A 14,955-nucleotide genomic window follows, 5' to 3' on the forward strand; every position below is an offset into this window, starting at 1 on the left:
TGAAGGACACGTACTCATGACGACGCCCACGATCGAGCTCAAGCCCTCCTCGAACCCGCTGTCCGACGCGGAGCGCGAGGCGTACATGGCCAATCCCGGTTTCGGCCGCTACTTCACCGACCACATGGTGACGATCAAGTGGACCGAGGGCCGCGGCTGGCACGACGCCCAGCTCGTCCCGTACGGGCCGCTGGCGCTCGATCCCGCCAATATGACGCTGCACTACGGCCAGGAGATCTTCGAGGGCCTCAAGGCGTACCGCCAGCCCGACGGCTCGGTCGCCACCTTCCGCCCCGAGGCCAACGCCGCCCGCTTCCGGGCGTCCGCGCACCGGGTCGCCATGCCCGAGCTGCCCGTCGAGACCTTCGTCGCGGCGTGTGACGCGCTCGTCCGCCAGGACGAGGCGTGGGTGCCGCCGCACGGCGGCGAGGAGTCCCTCTACCTGCGTCCCTTCATGATCGCGACCGAGGTCGGCCTCGGTGTGCGGCCGGCCAACGAGTATCTCTTCGTCGTGATCGCCTCGCCCGCCGGCGCCTACTTCCCCGGCGGTGTGAAGCCGGTCTCCATCTGGCTCTCCGAGGACCGGGTGCGCGCCGTCCCCGGCGGCATGGGCGACGCCAAGACCGGCGGCAACTACGCCGCGTCCCTCCTCGCCCAGGCCGAGGCCGCCGCCAAGGGCTGCGACCAGGTCGCCTACCTCGACGCCGTCGAGCACAAGTGGGTGGAGGAGCTGGGCGGGATGAACCTCTACTTCGTCTACGGCAACAAGATCGTCACCCCGGCCCTGACCGGCTCCCTGCTCGCGGGCATCACCCGTGACTCGCTCCTCAAGGTCGCCGCCGACCTCGGCTACGAGCCCGAGGAGGCCCGCGTCTCCATCGACCAGTGGCGCGACGACACCGCCGCCGGCACCCTCACCGAGGTCTTCGCCTGCGGCACGGCCGCCGTCATCACCCCCGTCGGCACCGTGAAGAGCGCGGGCGCCGAGTGGACCCAGGGCGACGGCACGCCCGGCCCGGTCACCCTCCGGCTGCGCGAGCAGCTGCTCGACATCCAGCGCGGTGTCGCCGAGGACACCCACGGCTGGATGCACTCCCTGGCCTAGGCCCCAGGACCTGTCGTCGCATTCCCGTCTGCCGGCCGGACGGCAGACGGGAATGCGACCACAGCCCCAGGGCGCGCGGGCGGGAAGGCCGGGCCCGGTGCCCGGACTTCCCGCGACCGCATCCTGAGACGGGGCGGGGCGCGGGGGCGGTCCTGTGCCAGACTGCTTCCGTGTCCTCGTTCGTCATGATTATTGGCAGCAGGCGCGCCGGTCCGCAGTGACCGTCCCGTACCACCACGTACGGCGCGGCCACCGTGCCCCAGACCCGCGCGCAGACCTCTCGCACCCGCGAGGGGTTTTTTGTTTTCCGGCCCTCACCTCGGCCGGGACGCGAGGCGCGCGGGATGATGGGGGCAAGTGGAGCCAGACCGTCCGGATCCACTCACCCGACAGGAGTCAGACCAGCAATGACCACCAAGGCCAAGGCCACCGACGACAGCTTCCATGTCTTCGACACCACGCTGCGCGACGGTTCACAGCGTGAAGGCATCAACCTGACGGTCGCCGACAAGCTGACCATCGCCCGGCACCTGGACGACTTCGGCGTCGGCTTCATCGAGGGCGGCTGGCCGGGCGCCAACCCCCGCGACACCGAGTTCTTCGCCCGCGCGCGCCAGGAGATCGAGTTCAGGAACGCCCAACTGGTCGCCTTCGGGGCCACCCGCAGGGCGGGCGGCTCGGCGGCGACGGACCCCCAGGTCAAGGCGCTCCTGGAATCGGGCGCCCCGGTGATCACGCTGGTCGCCAAGTCCCACGACCGCCACGTGGAACTCGCCCTGCGCACCACCCTGGAGGAGAACCTGGAGATGGTCCGCGACACCGTCTCCCACCTCCGCGAACAGGGCCGCCGGGTCTTCGTCGACTGCGAGCACTTCTTCGACGGCTACCGCGCCAACCCCGAGTACGCCAAGGCCGTCGTCAAGGCCGCGTCCGAGGCCGGCGCCGACGTCGTCATCCTCTGCGACACCAACGGCGGGATGCTCCCGGCCCAGATCCAGGCCGTCGTCTCCACCGTCCTCGCCGACACGGGCGCCCGGCTCGGCATCCACGCCCAGGACGACACCGGCTGCGCCGTCGCCAACACCCTGGCCGCCGTGGACGCGGGCGCCACCCACGTCCAGTGCACCGCCAACGGCTACGGCGAGCGCGTCGGCAACGCCAACCTCTTCCCCGTCGTCGCCGCGCTGGAGCTCAAGTACGGCATGACGGTGCTGCCCGAGGGCGCCCTCGCCGACATGACCCGCGTCTCGCACGCCATCGCCGAGGTCGTCAACCTCACCCCCTCCACCCACCAGCCCTACGTCGGCGTCTCCGCCTTCGCGCACAAGGCCGGGCTGCACGCCTCCGCGATCAAGGTCGACCCGGACCTGTACCAGCACATCGATCCGGCCCTGGTCGGCAACACCATGCGGATGCTGGTCTCCGACATGGCCGGCCGCGCCTCCATCGAGCTCAAGAGCGACGAGCTGGGCATCGACCTCGGCGGGGACCGCGAGCTGGTCGGCCGGGTCGTGGAGCGGGTCAAGGAGCGCGAACTCAAGGGCTACACCTACGAGGCGGCCGACGCCTCCTTCGAACTCCTGCTGCGCGCCGAGGCCGAGGGCCGGGTGCGGCGCTACTTCCGCACCGAGTCCTGGCGCGCGATCGTCGAGGACCGCCCCGACGGCACCCACGCCAACGAGGCGACCGTGAAGCTCTGGGCCAAGGGCGAGCGCATCGTGGCCACCGCCGAGGGCAACGGCCCGGTCAACGCCCTGGACCGGGCGCTGCGCGTGGCCCTGGAGCGGATCTACCCGCAGCTCGCCAAGCTGGAGCTGATGGACTACAAGGTCCGCATCCTGGAGGGCCGCACCGGCACCGACTCGACCACCCGCGTCCTGATCACCACGGGCGACGGCACCGCCGACTGGTCGACCGTCGGGGTCGCCGAGAACATCATCGCGGCGTCCTGGCAGGCGCTGGAGGACGCGTACACCTTCGGCCTGCTGCGGGCCGGAGTGGAGCCCACCGACTGACGCACCGGCATGACGCCGGTACGGCACACCGATACGACGCACCGCCCCCGTTCACCCGCCGGTTTCCGGCGGGGCGAGCGGGGGCGCGCGCGTTTTCGGACCATGTACGCGGTCAGAGTGAACTGCCTCCACAGGCTCACGTCAAGGGTCTGTGCGTTCAGGAGTTGAACTCAAGGGCCGTGTCCGGACCGTTAGCAAATGGGTACGGACCAATCTGGACGTGAAGTATTGACGGCCCCGTTTCGGCGGGGTTAACTCACGCCACCAACGCCGGTACCGGTTCCGGAACCGGTTGCGGTACCGGTTCCATCGCCGGTCGTTCCCTGCCCCGTTGTGTGCTCCGTCCTGTTATGTCCTGGAGGCCCCCGATGCGTGTCACCATCGCTGATGTCGCCCGCGAGGCCGGCGTCAGCAAGACGACCGTGTCCCGGGTGATCAACACCAAGGGCGAAGTGGACGGTTCGACGGCGGCCCGTGTTCGTGAAGTGATCGCACAGCTCGGTTACGTGCCCAGCTCGGGCGCCGTCGGTCTGGCCCGCGGCAGCAGCCGTACGGTCGGCATGCTGGTGCCCTCGCTGACCTGGCCGTGGATGGGCGAGGTGCTCCAGGGCGTCGTCGACACCGTCGAGGCCGCCGACTACGGGCTGCTGCTGTTCACCTGCAACCGCGGGGCCGAGTCCGTCCAGCGCTTCACCAGCCAGGTGTCGGCGCGGGCCTTCGACGGACTGGTCGTGGTGGAACCCGAGAACACCCTGGACCACCTCACCGAACTGCACCGCGACGGCCTCCCGATCGTGCTGATCGACGATCGCGGCCACCACCCCGAATTCCCCTCCGTCGTGACCACCAACCACGAAGGAGGCGCGTCGGCCGCCCGTCATCTGCGGGACGCCGGCCGCACCAGGCCCGTCGTGATCACGGGCCCCCAGGACTTCGGCTGCGTCACCGACCGGCTGGCGGGATTCCTCTCGGTCCTGCCCACCGATCTCGTCGTGCGCGGGGACTTCACCGAACTCTGCGGCCGCCAGGCCATGGAGGAACTCCTCGCGTCCGGCAAGGAGTTCGACTCGGTCTTCGCACACAACGACATCACCGCGGCAGGGGTACTGCGGGCGCTGCGCGCCGCCGGCAGGACCGTGCCGGGTGACATCGCGGTCGTCGGCTTCGACGACATCCCGATGGCCGAGCACACCGAACCGCCCCTGACGACCGTGCGCCAGCCCACCCGGCAGATGGGTGAGACGGCCGCACGGATGCTGCTCTCCCACCTCGGCGGCACGCCCGTACCCGACGCACCGGTCGTGCTGCCCACCGAACTGGTCGTGCGCCACTCGGCGCCCTAGCGGTCAAAGCTCCCCACAGGCCCGCACCGCACCCGCAACGCCCGCACTCGGCGCGCCGAGCGCTGCCCGTTTCCGGATCTCCCAGACCCGCCAGTCCCTCCTGGAGTCGTTATGTCCGCACGCCGTCACACGCTCAGAGCCGCCGCGCTCGCCACCGCGGTGGTCGCACTCGCCGCCGGCTGTTCCTCGGCCAACTCGAACCACAACAAGAACGGCGGCAGCGCCGCTTCGGGCGTCCTGACGCTGGGCAAGCCGGACGGGCCGCAGACGAACAACAGCAACCCCTTCCTCAGCACCTCGGCCGGCGCCACCCTCGGCTACCGCTGGATGATCTACGAGCCGCTGGCGATGACGAGCCAGATCCGGCCCGCCGACAAGGCCGACCCGTGGCTGGCGACCGACTGGAAGTGGGACCTCAACTTCACCAAGGTCACCTTCACCCTCGACGACCGGGCCAAGTGGGCCGACGGCAAGCCGCTGACCGCCGAGGACGTGGCGTTCACCTTCGACCTGCTGAAGAAGCACCCCGCGCTCAACGGCGACGGCATCGAGTGGGGCGGGATCGAGGTCAAGGACAAGAAGGTCGTCCTGACCTTCGACGAGTCGCAGTACGTCAACCAGAACAAGATCATCCAGCAGTTCATCGTGCCCAAGCACATCTGGGAGGGCGTGAAGGACCCGGAGACCTGGCCCAACCGCACGCCCGTCGGCTCGGGCCCGTACAAGCTGAAGACCTTCACGCCGCAGACCACCACGCTGACCGCGACGCCCACCTACTGGAAGGGCTCGACCAAGGTCAAGGAGCTGCGCTACAGCACGTACAACGACAACAGCGCCGCCACCACCGCCCTGGCCAACGGCAAGCTGGAGTGGTCCTTCGTCTTCATGCCGGACTACAAGAAGCTGTTCATCGCCAAGGACCCGGACAACCACAAGCTGTGGTTCCCCTCCGGGCTCGGCATCCACGGCCTGTGGTTCAACACCACCCGCGCCCCGTTCGACAACCCGGCGCTGCGCAAGGCCATGGCGATGGTCGTGGACCGCAACGCGATCTACACCCAGGCCGAGGCCACGCTCTACCCGGAGATCACCAACCCGACCGGCATCCCGCTGCCCGCCGGTGACTCGTTCATCTCGCCCGAGTACAAGGACGCCACCACCAAGCCGGACGTCGAGGGCGCCAAGCAGATTCTGGAGAAGGCCGGCTTCACGCTCAACGGCGGTGTCCTCAAGGACCCGAAGGGCAAGCCGGTGAAGCTCACCTTCACCGACCCGGCCGGCTGGAACGACTACATCACCGGCCTGTCGATCATCAAGGACAACATCAAGCAGATCGGCATCGAAGCCAAGGTCAAGACGCAGACCGCCGAGGCGTGGGGCAACGACGTCGCCAACGGCAACTTCGACGCCACCCTGCACTGGACCAACAGCGGCGCCACCCCGTACGACATGTACCAGAACATCATGGACGGCGCGATCCTCCAGCCCATCGGCAAGGCGTCCCAGGCAGGCAACTTCGGCCGCTTCAAGAGCCCCGAGGCCACCGAGGCGCTGAAGGACTTCGCCCAGGCCACCACGGACACCGCCCGCACCTCGGCGATGAACACCCTCCAGAAGATCATGGTCGAGCAGGCGCCGATGATCCCGACCGCCGCGGCGCCCATCGGAGCGGAGTACTCCACGAAGAACTGGGTGGGCTGGCCCACCGAGGACGACCCGTACGCCGACCCGCAGCACACCCAGCGCTCCTCACTGGAGATCGTGCTGAAGCTCAAGCCCGCCAAGTAGTACGCAGGGATCAGGGACCAGGTACCGGCCATGTCTGAACAGTCAGAGAACAACCACATCGTGCTCGAAGCACGCGGAGTCACCAAGCACTTCGCCGTGCGGCGCACCGGCCGCGATCTCCTCGCGGGCAAGCGCCGCGCCGTCCACGCCGTCGACGACGTCTCGCTGCGACTGCGGCGCGGCACCGTCACGGCACTGGTGGGGGAGTCGGGCTCCGGGAAGTCCACCGTCGCCAGACTGCTGGCCCAGCTGTATCCGCTCACCTCGGGCGAGATCCACCTGGGCGGGCAGCCGGTGAAGGCCGGACGTGGCCGGTCCTTCCGCAGTTACGTACGCCGGGTCCAGCTCATCTTCCAGGACCCGTTCGCCTCGCTGAACCCGGTGCACACCGTGCGCTACCACCTGACCCGGGCGCTGAAGATCCACGGCCGGGCGGGCAGCGGCGAGGCGGAACTGGAGAAGAACCTGACCGCTCTGCTGAACCGCGTCCAGCTGACTCCTCCTCATCAGTACCTGGACAAGTTCCCGCACGAGCTGTCGGGCGGTCAGCGCCAGCGCGTGGCCATCGCCCGCGCGCTCGGCGCCGACCCCCAGGTCCTCCTGGCCGACGAGCCGGTCTCGATGCTGGACGTCTCCATCCGGCTCGGGGTGCTCAACCTGCTCAAGGACCTCAAGGACCGGCTCCACCTCGCGATCCTCTACATCACCCACGACATCGCCTCCGCCCGCTACTTCGCGGACACCACGCTGGTGATGTACGCGGGCCGGATCGTCGAGGGCGGTGACAGCGAGACCGTCACCCAGCGCCCCGCACACCCCTACACCCAGCTGCTCATCGCCTCGGCGCCCGACCCGGACCGGGTCGTCGCCGAGGAGGAGCAGGAGGAGACCGGCAGCGGCGAGCCCCCCTCGCTCATCGACCCGCCGGCCGGCTGCCGCTTCCACCCCCGCTGCCCCAAGGCGATGGAGCGCTGCCGCACCGAACTGCCGCCGCGCTTCGACCTCGCCGACGGCCAGTGGGCCGCCTGCTGGCTGTACGAGGGCGACGGCACCGCCCGCACCGACGACCACGAGAAGGAGGCTGCGAAGTGAAGTACCTGCTCCAACGGCTCGCCTTCTACCTGGTCACCGCCTGGGCAGCCATCACGATCAACTTCCTCATCCCGCGGCTGATGCCCGGCGACCCCGTCCAGGCGCTCATCGCCCGCTACCAGGGCCAGCTGGACACCAACGCGATCATGTCGCTGAAGGCCCTGTTCGGCCTCGACAAGAAGCAGTCGCTCTGGGAGCAGTACACCGACTACTGGGCGCACCTCTTCCACGGCGACCTCGGGATGTCCTTCACCTTCTTCCCGACCCCGGTCAGCGAGGTCATCGGCCAGGCGCTGCCCTGGACGCTCGCGCTCGTCGGCATCACCACCCTGATCAGCTTCGTCCTCGGCACCGGCATCGGCGTCTTCACCGGCTGGCGGCGCGGCTCCTGGATGGACAGCCTGCTGCCCGTCACCACGTTCATCTCCGCCATCCCGTACTTCTGGCTCGGCCTCATCGCGATCTCGCTGTTCGCCGTCAAGTGGCCGATGTTCCCCTTCGAGGGCGGGTACGACAACTCCCTCGTCCCGGCCTTCGACTGGCCGTTCATCTCCAGCGCGCTCTACCACGGGGTGCTGCCGGGCGTGACGATCGTCCTGAGCGCCGTGGCCGGCTGGATCCTCGGCATGCGCAACATGATGGTGACCGTCTCCAGCGAGGACTACGTGATGGTCGCCCAGGCCAAGGGCCTCTCCGAGCGCCGGGTGATGTTCGGATACGCGGCACGCAACGCGATCCTGCCCAACATCTCCGGCTTCGCCCTCTCGCTCGGTCTCATCGTCGGCGGCACGCTCCTGGTCGAGATGGTCTTCAACTACCCGGGCATCGGCTTCCAGCTCCTCCAGGGCGTGGGCGCCAAGGACTACCCCCTCATGCAGGGCATCTTCCTGATCATCACGCTCTCCGTCCTCGTGGCGAACCTCCTCGCCGACGTCCTCTACATGGTCCTCGACCCCCGTACCCGAAGGGAGGCGTAGGGAGATGGCCGTCACCGCCACCGAAGTCGCCGTACTCGACGCGGCCGAAACCCCGGCAGCGAGCAAGCGCAGGTTCCGTTTCCTGCGCGGACGCAAGACCGTCGTCGGACTGTGCATCCTGCTCTTCTTCGTGCTGATCGCGATCATCGGCCCGTGGATCGCCCCGTACGACCCCGACGCGATGAGCAGCGACCTGCTCCAGCCGCCTTCCGGTTCGCACTGGTTCGGCACCACGCACACCGGTCAGGACGTGCTCTCGCAGATCCTCGTCGGCACCCGCGGCGTCCTCGTCGTCGGCTTCGTCGCCGGCATCCTCGCCACGGTCCTGTCCGTGCTGATCGGAGTCACCGCCGGCTTCCTCGGCGGCGTGGCCGACGAGGCGCTGTCGCTGCTGTCCAACGTCTTCCTGGTCATCCCCGGACTGCCGCTGATCATCATCATCGCCAGCTTCGTCTCGGACACCGGGGACCTGCTGATCGCCTTCGTCATCGCCCTCACCTCCTGGGCCTGGGGCGCCCGCGTGCTGCGCGCCCAGACGCTGTCGCTGCGCCGCCGCGACTACGTGGAGGCGGCCCGCGCCACGGGCGAGCCGACCTGGCGGATCATCATCTTCGAGGTCATGCCCAACCTGACCGCCGTCATCGCCTCCGGCTTCGTCGGCACGGTCATCTTCGCGATCCTCTCCGAGATCACCCTCGCCTTCATCGGCGTCGCCGACATCTCCAACTGGAACTGGGGGACCGTCCTGTTCTGGGCGCAGTCCAACCAGGCACTCGCCCAGGGCGCCTGGTGGTGGTTCGTCCCGGCCGGGCTCTTCATCGCCCTGCTCGGCATGTCCCTCGCGCTCATCAACTTCGGCATCGACGAGTTCGTCAACCCGCGGCTGCGCACCGAGACCGGCGGCTCCCGCAAGGTCCGGATGCGCGTCGGCTTCACCCCGGTGGCCCGTACCGGCACCACCCCGCACAAGGAGACCCGCTCATGAGCGAGCCCGTCCTCACGATCAGCGGCCTCAACGTCGACTACGGGACCGGGAACACCGCCGTCCACGCCCTGCGCGACGTCGACCTCACCCTGCACCGCGGCGAGGTGCTCGGCCTGGCCGGCGAGTCGGGCTCCGGCAAGTCCACCCTGGCCTACGCGGTCACCCGGCTGCTCTCCCCGCCCGGGGTCATCACCGGCGGCGACGTCCACTACCACCAGCGCGACGGCTCCGCCCTGGACCTGCTGGCCCTGTCGGCGACCGAACTGCGCGCCTTCCGCTGGCAGGAGCTGTCGATCGTCTTCCAGGGCGCGATGAACTCCCTCAACCCGGTGCACACGGTCCACAGCCAGCTCACCGACGTCCTCCAGGCCCACCGCCCGGAGATGCGGAAGAACGAGCGCACCGACCGGGCCAGGGAGCTGCTGAACCTGGTCGGGATATCCGCCGACCGGCTCGGCGCCTACCCGCACCAGCTCTCCGGCGGCATGCGCCAGCGCGTGATGATCGCGATGGCGCTCGCGCTGGAACCCGAGATCGTCATCATGGACGAGCCCACCACCGCGCTCGACGTCGTGATGCAGCGCCAGATCCTGCGCCAGCTGGTCAGGCTCCGCGAGGAACTGGGCTTCTCGGTCGTCTTCATCACCCACGACATCTCGCTGCTGATCGAGTTCTCCGACCGCATCGCGATCATGTACGGCGGCCGGATCGTCGAGCAGGCCGGCGCCTCCGAGATCTACCGCGACCCCCGCCACCCCTACAGCGCCGGGCTGCTGCACTCCTTCCCCGCGCTGCACGGCCCCCGCCGCGAACTCAGCGGCATCCCCGGCTCGCCCCCGCACCTGTCGGCGATGCCGGCCGGCTGCGCCTTCCACCCCCGCTGCGCCAAGAAGGTCGAGGGCTGCGACACCCACGTCCCGGTGCTCGCGACGCCGGACACGGACGGCTCCCGCTCGGTGGCCTGCTGGCTCCACCACGAGATCCCAGCCCCGGCCGCCGCCCGTTCGTAGCGTCTCAGAGCACCGCACACCACAGGAGAACCATGAACCTCGTCACCCCCCAGGCCTACGCCCGCGAGATCGCCGCCCAGGCCGTACCCGGTCTGCCCGCCGGCTTCCGCTGGGGCGTCGCCACAGCCGCGTACCAGATCGAGGGCGCGGCGGCCGAGGACGGCAGAACGCCGTCCATCTGGGACACGTACTGCAGGGTGCCGGGCATGGTCGTCCGCGGCGAGAACGGTGACGTGGCCTGCGACCACTACCACCGCATGCCCGAGGACGTCTCGCTGATCGCGGACCTCGGCGTCGACACGTACCGCTTCTCGCTGGCCTGGCCGCGCGTCCAGCCGGGCGGCCGGGGCCCCGCCAACGCCAAGGGCCTGGACTTCTACAAGCGACTGGTGGACGAGCTGGAGGCCAAGGGCGTCACCCCCTGGGTCACGCTCTACCACTGGGACCTGCCGCAGGAGCTGGAGGACGCGGGCGGCTGGCCGGTCCGCGACACCGCCTACCGCTTCGCCGAGTACGCCGCCCTGGCCTACGACGCGCTGGGCGACCGGGTCAAGCACTGGACCACGCTCAACGAGCCCTGGTGCTCGGCGATGCTGGGCTACGCCTACGGCAACCAGGCGCCCGGCCGGCAGAACTTCGGCGAGGCGATCCACGCCGTCCACCACCTGCTCCTCGGCCACGGCCTGGCCTCCCAGTACCTGCGCGAGCAGGCCGCCGCGCGCGGCAACGAGCTGGAACTCGGCCTCACCCTGAACCTGGGCACCGCCACCCCCGAGACCGGCAGCCACGAGGACGCCGAGGCGTGCCGGCGCGCCGACGGGCTCGGCGCCCGGATCTATCTGGACCCGGTCGTCAAGGGTGCCTACCCCGAGGACATCGTCACCGACCTCGCCGCCCAGGGCATCGAACTCCCTGTCCAGGACGGCGACCTGGCCGTCATCGCCACCCCGCTGGACGTCCTCGGCGTCAACTTCTACCGGGGCTCGCTGTTCTCCGGTGTCACCGAGGACGGCGCGGCCACGGACGCCGAAGGGCTGCCCGTCACCCGCCAGGTGGAGCGCGATCTGCCGCGCACCGCCATGGACTGGGAGATCACCCCCACCGCCCTGACCGACCTGCTCGTCCGCCTGGAGAACGACTACGGCCTCCCGACGGTCATCACCGAGAACGGTGCCGCCTTCGACGACACCGTCGCCGAGGACGGCGGGATACACGATGCCGACCGCACCACCTATCTCGCCGACCACATCGCCGCCGTCGCCGCCGCCCGCGACCGGGGGGCCGACGTCCGGGGGTACTTCGCCTGGTCGCTGATGGACAACTTCGAGTGGTCCTACGGCTACGACAAGCGATTCGGCATCGTCCGCGTCGACTACGACACGCAGGTGCGGACGCTCAAGGACAGCGCCAAGTGGTACCGCGACACCATCCGCCTCACCCGCGAGGCGTAACCCCCCGCTCCCCGCAGGACAGTTGCACCGGCGCCGGTCCGCAGGGTCCGCGCCGCCCCCGTACGCACCGCACAGGCAACCCGTACGAAGGAGCCGCACATGCCACCCCGCACCCGACGCCGGACGAGACCCACCACCGCCGCGCTGGCGGCGGCCGCCGTCCTGGCCGGACTGCTCGCCGGGGCCGTCCCCAGCGCCGCGGCCCCGGCCGACGACGAGCCCGCCCCCGTCGCCATCGACCGCTTCGAGGGCGAGGTGCCCTTCGCCGAGCAGCCCGCCGAGGGCATCTTCACGTGGGGCGGCGACGCCGACGACCCGCCCACCCTGGAGCTGAAGGAGCGCGCGGACGCCCCCGAGGGCGCCAAGGTCCTCGAAGGCAGCTACGACATCAGCGGCTACGGCGGCTTCAGCCACGACTACGCCGCCGACCGGCCGGCCCACGACTGGTCGGCCCACAAGGGCATCCGCTTCTGGTGGTACGGCCAGAACACGGCGCCGCTGCCGCCCGGTTCGGGCAAGAGGATCAGCTTCGAGATCAAGGACGGCGGCGCCGACGGCGAGGCCTCCGAGCTGTGGACGACCTCCTTCACCGACGACTGGGAGGGCTGGCACCAGGTCGAGATACCGTTCGCCGACTTCACCTACCGGGGCGACTACCAGCCCGTCGGCGGCATCGACCAGATCCTCGGCCTGAACGAGATGTGGGGCTACGCCCTCACCCTGCCGCCCGGCGCCCCCGGCACGTTCGCCATGGACGGCATCGAGCTGTACGGCAAGGCCGACGCCGCCCTGAAGGCGAGCGTCGTCACCGACGCGGCCGTGCTCCCGGTCGGACAGGGCACCACCGCCACCATCGGCCTCTCCGTCGCCACGACCGGCTCGGGACCGCTGGAGGAGCCGGTCACCGTCGACTACGAGACGAAGGGCGGCACCGCCGAGTCCGGTACCGACTTCACCCCGGTCAGCGGCAGCTACACCTTCCCCGCGGGCACCGCGTCCGGCACCACGCACCAGGTCTCCGTCACCACGAAGAAGGTCTCCGGCGCCTCCGCCGCGAAGACGATCCCGCTGGAGCTGACCGTCACCGGCGCCAGGGCGCCGAAGGAGAACCCGCAGGTCGTCATCGACGCCCACGGGCTGCCCTACCAGAACGCGAAGCTGCCGGTGAAGCAGCGGGTCGCCGATCTGCTCGCCCGGATGTCGCCCGCCGAGAAGGCCGGCCAGATGACCCAGGCCGAGCGCAACGCGCTCGCCTCGCAGAACGACATCGCCACCTACGACCTCGGCTCGCTGCTCTCCGGCGGCGGCTCGGTCCCCACGCCCAACACCCCCGAGGCGTGGGCGAAGATGGTCGACGGCTACCAGCTGCGCGCCCAGGCCACCCGCTTCCAGATCCCGCTGATCTACGGCGTGGACGCGGTGCACGGCCACAACAACCTGGTCGGCGCCACGATCATGCCGCACAACATCGGCCTCGGGGCCACCCGCGACCCGAAGCTCGCCGAGAAGACCGGTGCCGTCACCGCGAGCGAGGTGCGCGCCACCGGCGTCCCGTGGGACTTCGCGCCCTGCCTCTGCGTCTCGCGCGACGAGCGCTGGGGCCGCACCTACGAGTCCTACGGTGAGGACCCGGCGCTCGTGGAGTCGCTGGAGACCGTCATCCAGGGCATGCAGGGCGCCGCGTCCGGCAAGGACCTCGCCCGCAACGACAAGGTGCTGGCCACCGCCAAGCACTTCGTCGGCGACGGCGGTACGGAGTACGGCTCCTCGACGACCGGTTCGTACCCGATCGACCAGGGCGTCACCAAGGTCACCCGGCAGGAGCTGGAGGCCGTCCACCTGGCGCCCTTCACCGAGTCGGTGAAGCGCGGCGTCGGCACGGTCATGCCGTCGTACTCCTCGCTCGACATCATCGGGGACGACGAGGGCCCGGTGAAGATGCACGCCAACGCCGCGATGATCAACGGCGTCCTCAAGGACCGGATGGGCTTCGAGGGCTTCGTCATCAGCGACTACCAGGCGATCGACCAGATCCCCGGCGACTACGCGAGCGACGTGCGGACCTCGGTCAACGCCGGGCTCGACATGATCATGGTCCCGACGGCGTACAAGGACTTCACCAGGACGCTCCAGGACGAGGTCACCGCGGGCCGCATCCCGCAGGCCAGGATCGATGACGCGGTCTCCCGCATCCTGACCCAGAAGTTCAGGCTGGGCCTGTTCGAGAAGCCGTACGCGGACACCTCGAACCTGAAGAAGATCGGCTCGGCCGAACACCGGGCCGTGGCCCGCGAGGCCGCCGCCAAGTCCCAGGTGCTGCTGAAGAACGACGGCGGTGTGCTGCCGCTGAAGTCCTCGCAGAAGGTGTACGTGGCCGGTTCCAACGCCGACGACATCGGCAACCAGGCCGGGGGCTGGACGGTCAGCTGGCAGGGCTCCTCCGGCGACATCACCCCGGGCACCACGATCCTGTCGGCCATGAAGAAGGACGCCGCGTCCGTCACGTACTCCAAGGACGCCTCCGCCGACACGGCCGGCCACGACGTCGGTGTGGTGGTCGTCGGCGAGACCCCGTACGCGGAGGGCGTCGGCGACGTCGGCAACGGCCACGACCTGGAGCTGTCCGCCGCCGACAAGGCGGCCGTGGACAAGGTGTGCGCCGCGATGAAGTGCGCGGTCCTGATCGTCTCGGGCCGCCCGCAGCTCATCGGGGACCGGCTCGGCGACATCGACGCGCTGGTGGCGTCCTGGCTTCCGGGCACCGAGGGCGACGGTGTGGCCGACGTGCTCTTCGGCAAGCGCGCCTTCACCGGGCAACTCCCGATGACCTGGCCGAAGTCCGAGTCCCAGCTGCCGATCAACGTGGGCGACGCGGCGTACGACCCGCAGTTCCCCTACGGCTGGGGGCTCACCACGCTGACCAAGCCCCCGGCGGGCGGCGAGCTCACGCTCACCGCGCTCGCGCTGGCCGCCCAGGTCGCCGAGCGGACCGGCCTCGCCCGCACGGACGTGGGCCGCGTCATCGTCGGCCAGGCCCGGCTGCTGGTCCAGCAGAAGACCGGCGGGAAGCTGACCGAGAAGGTGTCCAAGCCGTTCGCGGACGCCGACCACCTGCTGCTCACCGGTGACCTGACCGGTGCGGTAGCGAAGCTCAGGACGGCCTACCGGGCCGCCTGACAGGACGCGGGA

10 protein-coding genes are annotated in these 14,955 nt (G+C 69.9%); all 10 read left to right on the top strand.

From position 1 onward, the window contains the following. Positions 1-16: 16 nt before the first annotated feature. A complete protein-coding gene (locus P8A18_RS24800; protein ID WP_018553237.1) occupies positions 17-1,105 on the top strand; it encodes a branched-chain amino acid aminotransferase in 1,089 nt (362 codons plus the stop codon). 407 nt (positions 1,106-1,512) lie between these two features. Continuing rightward, a complete protein-coding gene (gene cimA / locus P8A18_RS24805; RefSeq protein ID WP_306057762.1) occupies positions 1,513-3,120 on the top strand; it encodes a citramalate synthase in 1,608 nt (535 codons plus the stop codon). Positions 3,121-3,488: 368 nt separating this feature from the next. Continuing rightward, on the top strand, positions 3,489-4,463 hold the full coding sequence (locus tag P8A18_RS24810; RefSeq protein ID WP_306057763.1) for a LacI family DNA-binding transcriptional regulator: 975 nt from the start codon (positions 3,489-3,491) through the stop codon (positions 4,461-4,463). Positions 4,464-4,574: 111 nt separating this feature from the next. Further along, a complete protein-coding gene (locus P8A18_RS24815) occupies positions 4,575-6,251 on the top strand; it encodes an ABC transporter substrate-binding protein (protein ID WP_306057765.1) in 1,677 nt (558 codons plus the stop codon). A gap of 30 nt (positions 6,252-6,281) precedes the next feature. Then, a complete protein-coding gene (locus P8A18_RS24820; RefSeq protein WP_018553241.1) occupies positions 6,282-7,343 on the top strand; it encodes an ABC transporter ATP-binding protein in 1,062 nt (353 codons plus the stop codon). Continuing rightward, positions 7,340-8,320 (top strand): ABC transporter permease, encoded by a 981-nt coding sequence (locus P8A18_RS24825; protein ID WP_018553242.1) that lies wholly within the window; start codon positions 7,340-7,342, stop codon positions 8,318-8,320. Before P8A18_RS24820 ends, P8A18_RS24825 begins: the two co-directional genes overlap by 4 nt. 4 nt (positions 8,321-8,324) lie before the next feature. Further along, entirely contained in the window at positions 8,325-9,305 is a 981-nt protein-coding gene (locus P8A18_RS24830) for an ABC transporter permease (RefSeq protein ID WP_018553243.1), read from the top strand. Beyond that, a complete protein-coding gene (locus P8A18_RS24835; protein WP_306057767.1) occupies positions 9,302-10,315 on the top strand; it encodes an ABC transporter ATP-binding protein in 1,014 nt (337 codons plus the stop codon). Before P8A18_RS24830 ends, P8A18_RS24835 begins: the two co-directional genes overlap by 4 nt. 32 nt (positions 10,316-10,347) lie before the next feature. Then, positions 10,348-11,766: a GH1 family beta-glucosidase gene (locus P8A18_RS24840; protein WP_306057769.1), complete on the top strand. Its 1,419-nt coding sequence runs from the start codon at positions 10,348-10,350 to the stop codon at positions 11,764-11,766. Between the two features lie 99 nt (positions 11,767-11,865). After that, positions 11,866-14,943, top strand: coding sequence for a glycoside hydrolase family 3 protein (locus P8A18_RS24845; protein ID WP_306057770.1), 3,078 nt, complete (start codon positions 11,866-11,868; stop codon positions 14,941-14,943). Positions 14,944-14,955 lie beyond the last annotated feature (12 nt).

Origin of the sequence: Streptomyces sp. Mut1 (genome assembly GCF_030719295.1) — a bacterium.
GTDB classification, from domain to species: Bacteria; Actinomycetota; Actinomycetes; order Streptomycetales; family Streptomycetaceae; genus Streptomyces; species Streptomyces castrisilvae.

Bases quoted from the DNA above. Each gene is read 5' to 3' on its own strand.
- P8A18_RS24830 (WP_018553243.1), top strand. From the start codon at position 8,325: ATGGCCGTCACCGCCACCGAAGTCGCCGTACTCGACGCGGCCGAAACC.
- P8A18_RS24820 (WP_018553241.1), top strand. From the start codon at position 6,282: ATGTCTGAACAGTCAGAGAACAACCACATCGTGCTCGAAGCACGCGGA.
- P8A18_RS24840 (WP_306057769.1), top strand. From the start codon at position 10,348: ATGAACCTCGTCACCCCCCAGGCCTACGCCCGCGAGATCGCCGCCCAG.
- P8A18_RS24815 (WP_306057765.1), top strand. From the start codon at position 4,575: ATGTCCGCACGCCGTCACACGCTCAGAGCCGCCGCGCTCGCCACCGCG.
- cimA (WP_306057762.1), top strand. From the start codon at position 1,513: ATGACCACCAAGGCCAAGGCCACCGACGACAGCTTCCATGTCTTCGAC.
- P8A18_RS24810 (WP_306057763.1), top strand. From the start codon at position 3,489: ATGCGTGTCACCATCGCTGATGTCGCCCGCGAGGCCGGCGTCAGCAAG.
- P8A18_RS24800 (WP_018553237.1), top strand. From the start codon at position 17: ATGACGACGCCCACGATCGAGCTCAAGCCCTCCTCGAACCCGCTGTCC.
- P8A18_RS24845 (WP_306057770.1), top strand. From the start codon at position 11,866: ATGCCACCCCGCACCCGACGCCGGACGAGACCCACCACCGCCGCGCTG.
- P8A18_RS24835 (WP_306057767.1), top strand. From the start codon at position 9,302: ATGAGCGAGCCCGTCCTCACGATCAGCGGCCTCAACGTCGACTACGGG.